Annotated in this window: 12 protein-coding genes and 1 tRNA gene; all 13 read left to right on the top strand. The window is 49.1% G+C overall.

Annotation, left to right across the window (positions count from 1 at the left end):
- Window positions 1-841: phosphate ABC transporter substrate-binding protein PstS (gene pstS, locus F552_RS0100520; protein WP_018149754.1), on the top strand; the 841-nt coding region annotated here is incomplete at its 5' end.
- Between the two features lie 93 nt (window positions 842-934).
- Window positions 935-1924 carry a phosphate ABC transporter permease subunit PstC gene (gene pstC, locus F552_RS0100515; RefSeq protein WP_018149753.1) on the top strand — a complete coding sequence of 330 codons (990 nt, stop codon included), beginning with the start codon at window positions 935-937 and terminating at the stop codon, window positions 1922-1924.
- Window positions 1921-2802 (top strand): phosphate ABC transporter permease PstA, encoded by an 882-nt coding sequence (pstA, locus tag F552_RS0100510; RefSeq protein ID WP_018149752.1) that lies wholly within the window; start codon window positions 1921-1923, stop codon window positions 2800-2802. The genes pstC and pstA overlap by 4 nt, the downstream gene beginning before the upstream one ends.
- 155 nt (window positions 2803-2957) lie before the next feature.
- Window positions 2958-3713, top strand: a complete 756-nt coding sequence (gene tpiA / locus F552_RS0100505) for a triose-phosphate isomerase (RefSeq protein ID WP_018149751.1) — start codon at window positions 2958-2960, stop codon at window positions 3711-3713.
- Window positions 3714-3728: 15 nt separating this feature from the next.
- Window positions 3729-4070: a preprotein translocase subunit SecG gene (gene secG / locus F552_RS0100500; RefSeq protein WP_018149750.1), complete on the top strand. Its 342-nt coding sequence runs from the start codon at window positions 3729-3731 to the stop codon at window positions 4068-4070.
- 21 nt (window positions 4071-4091) lie between these two features.
- Window positions 4092-4176 (top strand) — tRNA-Leu (locus F552_RS0100495).
- A 55-nt stretch (window positions 4177-4231) separates the two neighbouring features.
- Window positions 4232-4588, top strand: a complete 357-nt coding sequence (locus tag F552_RS0100490) for an NADH-quinone oxidoreductase subunit A (RefSeq protein ID WP_018149749.1) — start codon at window positions 4232-4234, stop codon at window positions 4586-4588.
- The gene (locus F552_RS0100485) at window positions 4579-5061 is read left to right on the top strand and encodes a NuoB/complex I 20 kDa subunit family protein (RefSeq protein ID WP_018149748.1); all 483 of its coding nucleotides are present in this window, start codon (window positions 4579-4581) and stop codon (window positions 5059-5061) included. Before F552_RS0100490 ends, F552_RS0100485 begins: the two co-directional genes overlap by 10 nt.
- A 5-nt stretch (window positions 5062-5066) precedes the next feature.
- The gene (locus tag F552_RS0100480; RefSeq protein ID WP_018149747.1) at window positions 5067-5660 is read left to right on the top strand and encodes an NADH-quinone oxidoreductase subunit C; all 594 of its coding nucleotides are present in this window, start codon (window positions 5067-5069) and stop codon (window positions 5658-5660) included.
- Complete coding sequence (locus F552_RS0100475; RefSeq protein ID WP_018149746.1) at window positions 5653-6906, top strand: NADH-quinone oxidoreductase subunit D; 1254 nt, start codon at window positions 5653-5655, stop codon at window positions 6904-6906. The genes F552_RS0100480 and F552_RS0100475 overlap by 8 nt, the downstream gene beginning before the upstream one ends.
- Window positions 6906-7391, top strand: a complete 486-nt coding sequence (gene nuoE, locus F552_RS0100470) for an NADH-quinone oxidoreductase subunit NuoE (protein ID WP_018149745.1) — start codon at window positions 6906-6908, stop codon at window positions 7389-7391. The genes F552_RS0100475 and nuoE overlap by 1 nt, the downstream gene beginning before the upstream one ends.
- Window positions 7392-7393: 2 nt before the next feature.
- Window positions 7394-8689 (top strand): NADH-quinone oxidoreductase subunit NuoF, encoded by a 1296-nt coding sequence (nuoF, locus tag F552_RS0100465; protein WP_018149744.1) that lies wholly within the window; start codon window positions 7394-7396, stop codon window positions 8687-8689.
- A gap of 77 nt (window positions 8690-8766) precedes the next feature.
- The gene (gene nuoG, locus F552_RS0100460; RefSeq protein ID WP_026182251.1) at window positions 8767-11103 is read left to right on the top strand and encodes an NADH-quinone oxidoreductase subunit NuoG; all 2337 of its coding nucleotides are present in this window, start codon (window positions 8767-8769) and stop codon (window positions 11101-11103) included.
- The last annotated feature ends 1 nt before the right edge of the window (window position 11104 follow it).

Here is an 11104-nt window from a genome sequence, read left to right as displayed (position 1 = left end):
TACGGCTAAAACCGTGGACTTTGGCGCATCCGACATGCCAATGACCCTGGAAGAACAAACCAAGAACGGCCTGACCCAGTTCCCGGCCATCATCGGTGGCGTGGTACCGGTTGCAAACCTGGACGGCGTGGTGGGTGGTCAATTGAGACTGTCTGGTGCTGTACTGGCTGATATCTACCTGGGCAAGATCAAGACCTGGAACGACAAAGCGATTGTGGCCCTGAACCCGGGCGTGAAACTGCCAGACAGCAATATCGTCGTGGTACGCCGTTCAGATGGTTCTGGTACCTCTTTCATCTTCACGAACTACCTGTCCAAAGTCAGCGAAGAATGGAAAACCAAGGTAGGTGCCGGTACTGCCGTGGCCTGGCCGGAAGGTGTCGGCGGCAAGGGTAACGAAGGCGTTGCGTCTTACGTGCAGCGTATCAAGGGTGCCATTGGCTACGTGGAATACGCTTACGCCAAGAAGACCAAGATGGATTACGTGTCCATGCAGAACAAGGAAGGCCAGTTTGTGCAGCCGGATGACACCACATTCCAGGCCGCTGCTTCTTACGCCGACTGGTCTAAAGCCCCAGGTTTCTATGAAATCCTGACCAACGAGCCAGGCAAGAACAGCTGGCCAATCACGGGTGCCAGTTTCATCCTGATGCAGAAAGTGCAAGCCAACCCTGAAAACGGCCTGCAAGTGCTGAAGTTCTATGACTGGGCACTGAAAAACGGTGGTGCAGCAGCTCGCGAGCTGGACTATGTGCCGCTGCCAGCCGCACTGGTGACCCAGTTGCAAGAAAGCTGGAAAGCCAACATCAAGGATGCCGCTGGCAAGCCGATCTGGAAGTAATGTGGCCGAATCACTGTAAAAAACAGTGTGTTACCAGGCCGTACATAAGTGACGGCCTGATGCGTAAGTCATGATAGTCTAAGGGTGTGTGCAATGCAAAATATAGCGGCAGATAATATTGCCAAGCCTGATCAGGGTTACCGCAACCTGGTCATTGCGGAGAGAAAGAAAAACAACGCATTCAAAGTCATCGCAATCAGTATGGCATTTGTTGTGCTGACCGTGCTTGGCGCGATTGTTCTCTCGCTGATTTCTGGCGCTGGTCCTGTGTATGAACATTTTGGCTGGCGGTTTCTGACAAGTACAACCTGGGATCCAGTGCAGCATATTTATGGTGCCTTGCCTGCCATTTACGGGACATTAGTCACGTCACTGATTGCACTGCTGCTGGCATTGCCAGTCAGTTTTGGGATTGCAGTTTTCCTGACCGAATTGTGCCCGCTGAAGCTCCGTGGTCCGATTGGAACGGCCATTGAGTTATTGGCAGGGATTCCCAGCATTATCTATGGCATGTGGGGTCTGTTCATTCTAGCGCCATTCTTGTCTGAGCACCTGCAACCTGCGCTGACGGAATGGTTTGGCAACTTGTGGCTGGTTGGCCCGCTTTTCCAAGGACCGCCGATCGGTATCGGGATTTTGCCAGCCAGCATTGTGCTCGCCATCATGATTATCCCGTTTATCAGTGCGGTGATGCGGGATGTGTTTGCCGTCGTACCAGCAACGCTTAAAGAGTCGGCGTATGGCCTAGGTGCTACTACCTCAGAAGTCGTGTGGGACATCGTCTTGCCTTATACCCGCGTTGGGGTGGTGGGGGGCGTGATGCTGGGTCTGGGACGGGCGCTAGGGGAAACCATGGCTGTTACGTTCATGATCGGCAATGCAAACAATATCAGCATCTCATTATTTGAATCCGGTAATAGCATTGCTTCACTACTGGCAAACGAGTTTGCCGAAGCATCAAATCCATTACATGTTTCTGCCTTGATTACATTGGGCTTGATTCTGTTCGCCATTACCTTTGCGGTACTTGCCGCAGCCCGCATCATGATTGCAAAAGCAGAACGTAAGGAGGGCTCAAGATGAGTCTGGGTCAAGGTACCGCCATTGCGCTGGGCGCAAAAGAAATGTCACATTTCAAGCGTAGAAAAATCAAAAACTTGATCTCCATGGTTGCCGCTACTGCAGCGACTGGTGTGGGTCTGTTCTTCCTTTGCTGGATTCTGTTCACCTTGTTCAACCGTGGTTTTGGTGCAATGCACTTGGATCTGTTGACCAAAATGACGCCTCCACCAGGCGCCGATGGCGGTTTGCTGAACGCCATTGTCGGCAGTTTGCTGATGATTCTGGTGAGTACGCTGATTGCCGCCCCTGTGGGCGTGATTGCCGGCATCTACCTGGCTGAGTATGGCAAAAATAGCCGTCTTGCCAATACCATCCGCTTTATCAATGACATTCTGTTGTCAGCACCATCTATCGTCATTGGCCTTTTCATCTATACGGTTGTGGTTGCAACCCTGCAACATTTTTCAGGTTGGGCGGGTTCGATTGCGCTGGCAATCATCGCGATGCCAATCATTGTCCGTACGACAGAAAACATGCTGTTGTTAGTGCCAACCGAGATGCGTGAAGCAGCATATGGTTTGGGTGCATCACAGCGCAAAACCGTATTTACGGTATCGTTGATTGCCGCAAAGAACGGTATCTTGACCGGCATCCTGCTTGCTGTGGCCCGGATTAGCGGTGAGACCGCGCCACTGCTCTTTACCGCACTCAATAATCAATTCTGGAGCCTGAACATGAATCAGCCAATGGCAAACTTGCCAGTGGTGATTTTTCAGTATGCGATGAGCCCTTATGAAAATTGGCAAGGAATCGCATGGGCGGGAGCCGCGCTGATAACACTGGCTGTGTTGTCGCTGAATATTATAACGCGTGCTGTCTTTAAGCAAAGCAAATATTAAACCGATGCCAAAAATCCACATGAGTACATTCTCACTGGAAATACAGGGGCTTCTAAAGCCACACACTATATGAGAGTGTGCCAAAAATGCTATCATAAAAAAACCGACATAAGTCGGTTTTTTTATGCGCAGAACTGAGCGGGTGAGGAGAGATAATGTCTGGACGCGGATTGGTAATCGGCAATTGGAAAATGAACGGCAGCAAGGCAGAAAATGAGTCATTGTTGTCCGGTTTGCTGGCGGAAACATGGTCAGCAGAAGATGTGCAGGTCGGTGTGGCTGTCCCGTCCATCTACCTGGCTCAGGTTTCGCAATTACTGAATGGGGCATCGGTCCAGTATGGTGCTCAGGATGTTTCGGCGCACGCGTCAGGCGCGTTTACAGGTGAAATTTCGGCGCTTATGCTGAAGGAATTCAATGTTGGATTTACCTTGGTAGGGCATTCAGAACGGCGGACCTATCATCATGAAACCGACAACACTGTACTTGAGAAGACAAAACAGGCTCTAGCGCATGGCATCAGACCGGTCATCTGTGTAGGCGAGACGCTACAGCAATACGAAGCTCAGGAAACCGAATCTGTGATTTCCCGTCAGTTGCATCCCCTGTGCGATGCACTTACCGCATCCGAATGGGCGAATGTAGTAATAGCTTACGAACCGGTTTGGGCAATTGGGACAGGAAAAGTTGCTACACCTGATTATGCGCAAAAAATACACAAATATATCCGCGACACAATTCGCAACGTCGCATTTGAGACAGCAAATGGGCTGAAAATCCTTTACGGGGGTAGCGTTAAATCTGAAAATGCGGCACAATTACGAGCTATGCCTGATATCGACGGAGCGTTGGTAGGGGGGGCATCTCTCAAAGCGGAAGAGTTTGTCAAGATTTGTCGAAACTTCCGATAAACGGTAGAATTCAAAATGGAATGGCTTAAGACTTTACTCTTGATTGTTAATATTGCGTCAGCAGCAGCGGTAATCGTGCTGGTGTTGTTGCAGCAAGGCAAGGGTGCGGATATGGGTGCGGCATTTGGTTCTGGCGCATCTGGTAGTCTGTTTGGTGCTTCGGGTTCTGCTAACTTCTTGAGTCGTGGAACCGCAATCGCGGCAGTTATTTTCTTTGCGTCCAGCCTGGGGTTGTCCATGGTTGCGGTGCAAAAAGGTGGTTCAGGTAGTGTGATGAGCACGGCCGTGGCGCCTTCATCTGTGTCTCAGCAGCAGCCGGTAAAACCTGCCGGACAGGGACAGCAGATTCCCAATTAAAATTCAGTAGTGAATTTTAGGGCCGACATGGTGAAATTGGTAGACACGCTATCTTGAGGGGGTAGTGGCGAAAGCTGTGTGAGTTCGAGTCTCACTGTCGGCACCAGAATTCTTGTCTTATAAGCAAATGCCTGGCAAAGCTCCGGGCGGTTGGGGGCGGTATGTTGCAACAATATTTTCCCGTTTTGCTCTTCGTTGTGATTGGTTTGGCTGTTGGTGTGGGTCCGGTATTGCTGGGCTCCCTGATTGGTCCTAACCGTCCCGATGCCGAAAAAATCTCTGCATATGAATGTGGTTTTGTCGCATTTGAAGATGCCCGTATGCAGTTTGATGTCCGATATTATCTGGTGGCAATTCTGTTTATTGTATTTGACTTGGAAACGGCATTTCTGATTCCTTGGGCAATTTCAATTAAAGAAATTGGCATGCTAGGTTTCGTTTCTATGCTGATCTTTATTGCTGAATTCGTGATTGGCTTTGTGTATCTGTGGAAAAAAGGCGCGCTAGAATGGGAATAGATGGCGTATTGGAGAAGGGTTTCATCACAACATCTGCTGATAAGGTGTTGAATTGGACTCGAACCGGTTCACTGTGGCCGATGACATTTGGTCTGGCCTGCTGTGCTGTTGAGATGATGCACGCAGGTGCGGCCCGTTATGATCTGGACCGGTTTGGTATTATTTTCCGCCCTAGTCCGCGCCAGTCGGATCTGATGATTGTGGCCGGAACTTTGTGTAACAAAATGGCGCCAGCTTTGCGTAAAGTGTACGACCAGATGGCAGAACCTCGTTGGGTTTTGTCGATGGGCTCCTGTGCCAACGGTGGCGGCTATTATCATTACTCATATTCTGTGGTGCGCGGCTGTGACCGGATTGTGCCGGTGGATGTTTATGTCCCTGGTTGCCCGCCTACAGCGGAAGCACTGCTATACGGCTTGATCCAGCTGCAAAACAAGATCAAGCGCACCTGCACTATTGCACGTCAGGGTTAATAGACATGTCTCAAAATAATTCCCGTCTTTTGGAAACGCTTCAGTCTGTTCTGGGCGATTTCCTTGTAAATCATTTTGTTCAAGCAGACCAGTTAACAATTGTTGTAAAAGCAGCTTCATTGAAAGCCGCCATGACTGGTTTGCGCGATCACCAGCAGCTGAAATTTGATCAGTGTATCGATGTGTGCGGCGTTGACTACAGTGCCTACGCCGATGGTGCTTGGGATGGCTCACGTTTTGCGGTTGTATACCAGCTGTTGTCTGTTGAGCTGAATCAGCGCGTTCGCGTGCGTGTGTTCTGTGAAAATGATGATATTCCTTCGGTAGATTCGCTGATCGATGTCTGGAGTTCTGTCAACTGGTTCGAGCGCGAGGCATTTGACCTCTATGGCATTGTATTCCTTGGACATCCAGACCTGCGCCGGATTCTGACGGATTACGGTTTTGTTGGACATCCTTTCCGCAAGGATTTCCCTGTCTCTGGCAACGTTGAGATGCGCTACGATGAAGAACTAAAACGGGTTGTATATCAGCCCGTAACGATTGAGCCGCGTGAGAATACTCCGCGTATTATTCGTGAGGAGGGCTACGGTGGCTGAGATTCGCAATTACACACTTAACTTCGGTCCGCAGCATCCGTCTGCGCACGGGGTTTTGCGTCTGATTTTAGAGTTGGATGGTGAAGTGGTGGAGCGTGCAGATCCGCACGTAGGCCTGCTGCACCGTGGTACAGAAAAACTGGCAGAAACCAGGACTTTCATCCAGAGTGTTCCTTACATGGATCGTCTGGATTATGTCTCCATGATGTGTAATGAACACGCTTATGTGATGGCCATCGAGAATCTGATGGGCGTCAAAGTGCCTGAGCGTGCGCAATACATCCGGGTCATGTTTGATGAAATTACACGGATCCTGAATCACTTGCTGTGGATTGGCGCGCATGCACTGGATATTGGTGCAATGACCGTCTTCCTTTACGCTTTCCGCGAGCGTGAAGACCTGATGGATTGCTACGAAGCCGTATCTGGTGCGCGCATGCATGCTGCCTATTATCGACCTGGTGGTGTGTATCGTGACTTGCCAGACAGCATGCCTCAATATGAAGTTTCCAAGCTGAAAAATGCAGATGCAATTCGCAAGCTGAACGAGAACCGTCAGGGCTCCTTGCTTGACTTCATTGAAGACTTTACAAACCGTTTCCCGAAATGCGTAGACGACTATGAAACCCTGTTGTCAGATAACCGCATCTGGAAGCAGCGTACCGTCGATATCGGTATCGTCACGCCAGAGCGTGCTTTGTCATTGGGTATGACAGGCCCTATGCTTCGTGGCTCAGGCATCGCTTGGGATTTGCGCAAGAAGCAGCCTTACGAAGTATATGACCGTCTGGACTTTGACATTCCGGTCGGTACAAATGGTGATTGCTACGACCGCTATCTGGTTCGCGTTGAAGAAATGCGTCAGTCAAACAGAATCGTAAAACAATGTGTGGATTGGCTTCGTAAGAATCCTGGTCCAGTGATTGTGGATGACCATAAAGTAGCACCTCCAAGCCGTCTTGACATGAAGACGAATATGGAAGAACTGATCCATCATTTCAAACTGTTCTCAGAGGGTATGCACGTACCAGCTGGTGAAACATACGCAGCCGTGGAACATCCAAAAGGCGAGTTCGGTATTTATATGGTCACTGATGGTGCCAATAAGCCTTATCGCTTGAAAATTCGCGCACCGGGCTTCTCACACTTGGCTGCACTGGATGAAATGGCGCGTGGCCACATGATCGCTGACGTTGTGGCTATCATTGGGACTCAAGATATTGTGTTCGGGGAGATTGACCGATAATGCTGACGACCGAATCACTCGCAAAAATTGATCGCGAAGTAGCCAAGTATCCTGCTGCACAAAAACAGTCCGCAGTAATGGGTGCTTTGCGCATAGCACAGCAAGAAAAATCTTGGCTTTCTACGGATTTGATTGAGTTTGTTGCAAACTATCTGGATATTCCGCCAATTGCGGCCTATGAAGTGGCAACATTCTACAACATGTATGACTTGAAGCCAGTCGGTAAGTTCAAAATTACTGTATGTACCAACCTGCCTTGTGCATTAGGTGGTGGTGTCGCTGCTGCAGATTACCTCAAAGAAAAGCTGAACATCGGCTTTGGTGAAACTACTGCTGATGGTAAGTTCACCCTGGTTGAAGGTGAGTGCATGGGTGCCTGTGGTGATGCTCCTGTACTGTTGGTGAATAATCACTCTATGTGCAGTTTTATGTCAAAAGAAGCAATTGACGCAAAACTGGCTGAACTTGATAAATTGGGTAACTAATAATGGCCGTCTTTGAAAAGGGTGTCATTTTTGAAGGTGTAGATACCGCAGACTCTTCCTGTTGGTCACTCGCAGCTTATCAGGCTCGTGGTGGTTACACTGCGCTTAAAAAGTTGATTGAAGCACAAACTCCGCAAGATGAAGTAATTGCAGAAATCAAGAATTCATCATTACGTGGTCGTGGTGGTGCAGGCTTCCCAACCGGGTTGAAGTGGAGCTTCATGCCACGCTCATTCCCTGGGGACAAGTACATTGTCTGTAATTCGGATGAGGGTGAGCCAGGTACATTCAAAGACCGTGACATCATGTGGTTTAACCCGCATGCACTGATCGAGGGCATGATTATTGCCGCTTATGCAATGGGTGTTAAGCGCGGTTATAACTATATTCATGGCGAAATTTTTGAGGTCTATGAGCGCTTTGAAACTGCTTTGGATGAGGCTCGTGCAGCCGGTTTGCTAGGCGAGCGCATTCTAGGATCAGATTTCTCATTTGATTTGTTTGCTCACCATGGCTATGGCGCCTATATTTGTGGGGAAGAAACTGCGTTGCTTGAATCACTGGAAGGCAAGAAAGGCCAGCCACGTTTCAAGCCGCCATTCCCTGCCAGTTTTGGCCTGTATGGCAAGCCTACAACGATCAATAACACAGAATCTTTCGCTTCAGTACCTTTCATTATCAAAGATGGTGCCAGCAAGTTTCTGGAAGCTGGTAAGCCGAACAATGGTGGTACAAAACTCTTCTCGATCTCTGGTCATGTAAATCGCCCTGGCAATTACGAAATTCCGCTTGGCACACCGTTTGCAACCTTGCTAGAAATGGCCGGTGGCATGAAAGACGGGAAAAAGCTGAAAGCTGTCATTCCTGGTGGTTCTTCGGCCCCAATTCTGCCTGGTGACGTCATGATGGATCTCACCATGGATTATGATGCAATCAGCAAAGCAGGTTCCATGTTGGGTTCTGGTGCCGTGATCGTCATGAACGAAGACGTATGCATGGTGAAAGCACTAGAGCGTTTGGCCTATTTCTATCATGAAGAGTCTTGTGGACAATGTACACCTTGTCGTGAAGGTACCGGCTGGTTGTATCGCGTGATCCATCGCATCGAGAATGGTCTTGGCCGTCCTGATGATCTGGATCTGCTGACGTCAGTCGGTAATAACATGGCAGGGAAGACTATTTGTGCGCTTGCTGACGCCGCAGTATTCCCGGTAAGAAGTTTTACAAAGCATTTCCGTTCCGAGTTCGAATATCACATCGAGAACAAGAAGTGCTTGGTCGATCATAAATGGTTTTAAAGGGCAGGGCATTAAGGGCAAAACATTTGCCCTTAACGTGCTTTAGTTACTTCGAATAAAATATCTAGGTAGTCGCAATGCTAGAAATCGAAATTAATGGCCAGCAGCTAACAGTTGAAACTGGTAGTACTGTTATGGATGCCGCCAATCAGGCAGGTGTATATATTCCACATTTCTGCTACCACAAGAAGCTCTCGATTGCAGCTAACTGCCGCATGTGTCTTGTTGAGGTAGAAAAAGCACCTAAACCTTTGCCTGCCTGCGCAACACCTGTTACAGACGGCATGAAAGTGAAAACTCACTCCGAGCTTGCTGCGAAAGCGCAAAAGGGTGTGATGGAATTCTTGTTGATCAATCACCCGCTAGACTGTCCTATTTGTGACCAGGGGGGCGAATGTCAGCTGCAGGATTTGGCGGTAGGCTATGGCGGCTCTTCATCCCGCTATGAAGAAGAAAAGCGCGTTGTTGCAAACAAGGATTTGGGCCCGCTGATCAGTACCGACATGACTCGTTGCATTCACTGTACCCGCTGTGTCCGTTTTGGTGATGAAATTGCCGGGCGTATGGAGCTGGGCATGGCTAACCGTGGCGAGCATTCTGAAATCATGCCTTTCATTTCGAAGACAGTGGATTCGGAATTGTCTGGGAACATGATTGATTTGTGCCCGGTTGGTGCGCTGACAAGCAAGCCTTTCCGTTACAGTGCCAGGACATGGGAATTGTCTCGTCGCAAGTCAGTCAGTCCGCACGATGGGTTGGGGTCCAATCTGATCGTTCAGGTTAAGCACAACAAGGTGTATCGTGTGCTGCCAAACGAGAATGAAGCCATTAATGAATGCTGGATTGCGGACCGCGATCGCTTCTCCTATGAGGCACTTAATTCAGAAGCACGCCTGACCAAACCGATGATCAAGAATGGCGGCATCTGGAAAGAGGTCTCATGGACGCAAGTGCTTGAATATGTTGCGCATGGTCTGCTGGACATCAGGAAGAACAGTGGAGCATCAGAAATTGCTGGCTTGATTTCTCCTCATAGCACTACAGAGGAAATTTTCCTGTTCCAGAAACTGTTGCGTGCTTTCGGCACCAATAATATTGATTCTCGGATCAAGCAGTCTGATTTTTCAGCAGACTCGGCTTATCAAGGGATACCTTGGTTGGGTCAAAGTATCGCTGAATTCAGTTCACTGAATAGCATGTTGCTGGTTGGTAGTAATTTGAGGAAAGAAATTCCGCTACTTGCAAGTCGCGTCCGTTATGCGGTCAAACATGGTGCGAGTGTGGCGACAATTACTGCTAAAGATACACAGCAGTACATTAAGTTTAAAGGCAAAGCATTAGTATCTCCTGCGAACTTCGCGAATACATTGTTAGCTGTTTTACACGCTGTTGCACAATCTGCTGGTAAGCCGCTCCCTGCTTCGTTTGATACAAAAGTCGAAGTCACTGCATTGCATCAGGAAATTGCCAAGACATTGCTGTCAGGTGAGAAACAGGTGATTTTGCTGGGGGCAGAGGCTCAATATCACCCACAGTTTGCCACATTGCTTGCTATTGCTAACGCAATTGCTGAACTGTCTGGTGCAATTGTGTCTGTACCAGCGCTGGCTGCTAACAGCGTGGGGGCATGGGCTGTTGGTGCTGTGCCAACAGACGCTGGTGACAATGCGGTTCAGATGTTCGCTAAGCCAAAACAGGCTTATGTTCTGTTCAATGTTGAGCCGGAACTGGACACATATAACCCTGCTCAGGCAGTTGCAGCACTTTCGTCAGCGAAAATGGTTGTCGTGTGCTCGGCATTCAAGTCAGCCGCGGCAGAACAGTACGCTGACGTAATGTTGCCAATTACGCCGTTCTCTGAAACCGCCGGTAGTTATGTAAATACTGAAGGTAAATTGCAACCTTTCAACGGTGTGGTAAAACCTCAAGGTGATGCCCGTCCGGCCTGGAAGGTTCTGCGTGTACTTGCAGACGTGCTTGAATTGCCCGGTTTTGCCTATGACTCTGCAGAGGAAGTGCGTGCAGATGCACTGGATGCAGAAAAAATCTTGTCACGGTTAAATAATCGTTTGGGCGATGGTTTTGCTGTCAACGGCTTAAGTGCTGTTGATTCAATTGTTCGCCATGCAGAAGTACCGTTGTATAACGCAGATCCGATTGTCCGCCGTGCGCCCGCATTGCAAGCGACGAAAGATGTGGCTGTGCCAGTTGCCGTAGTTAATCCAGCTTTGGCTGAGCGCATGGGTCTTTCAGCAGGCGCGAAAGTTCAAGTTAAGCAAGCTAATGCGACGAGCAGTTTCGAGCTGGTGATAGATTCTCTTGTTGCTGACAATACAGTTTCAATTCCAGCAGGGCACCCAGCGACTAGCATGCTTGGTGGGTACTTTGATCATGTTTCTTTGGAGCGAGTGTAAA

Origin of the sequence: Leeia oryzae DSM 17879, assembly GCF_000376945.1 — a bacterium.
In the GTDB taxonomy this organism is placed as follows: Bacteria; Pseudomonadota; Gammaproteobacteria; order Burkholderiales; family Leeiaceae; genus Leeia; species Leeia oryzae.
Note: the sequence above shows the minus strand (reverse complement) of the source record. Positions and strands in the feature narration are given on the sequence as shown.

Coding starts and splice junctions, on each gene's coding strand:
- pstC (WP_018149753.1), top strand. CDS start 935: ATGCAAAATATAGCGGCAGATAATATTGCCAAGCCTGATCAGGGTTAC.
- pstA (WP_018149752.1), top strand. CDS start 1,921: ATGAGTCTGGGTCAAGGTACCGCCATTGCGCTGGGCGCAAAAGAAATG.
- tpiA (WP_018149751.1), top strand. CDS start 2,958: ATGTCTGGACGCGGATTGGTAATCGGCAATTGGAAAATGAACGGCAGC.
- secG (WP_018149750.1), top strand. CDS start 3,729: ATGGAATGGCTTAAGACTTTACTCTTGATTGTTAATATTGCGTCAGCA.
- F552_RS0100490 (WP_018149749.1), top strand. CDS start 4,232: ATGTTGCAACAATATTTTCCCGTTTTGCTCTTCGTTGTGATTGGTTTG.
- F552_RS0100485 (WP_018149748.1), top strand. CDS start 4,579: ATGGGAATAGATGGCGTATTGGAGAAGGGTTTCATCACAACATCTGCT.
- F552_RS0100480 (WP_018149747.1), top strand. CDS start 5,067: ATGTCTCAAAATAATTCCCGTCTTTTGGAAACGCTTCAGTCTGTTCTG.
- nuoE (WP_018149745.1), top strand. CDS start 6,906: ATGCTGACGACCGAATCACTCGCAAAAATTGATCGCGAAGTAGCCAAG.
- nuoF (WP_018149744.1), top strand. CDS start 7,394: ATGGCCGTCTTTGAAAAGGGTGTCATTTTTGAAGGTGTAGATACCGCA.
- nuoG (WP_026182251.1), top strand. CDS start 8,767: ATGCTAGAAATCGAAATTAATGGCCAGCAGCTAACAGTTGAAACTGGT.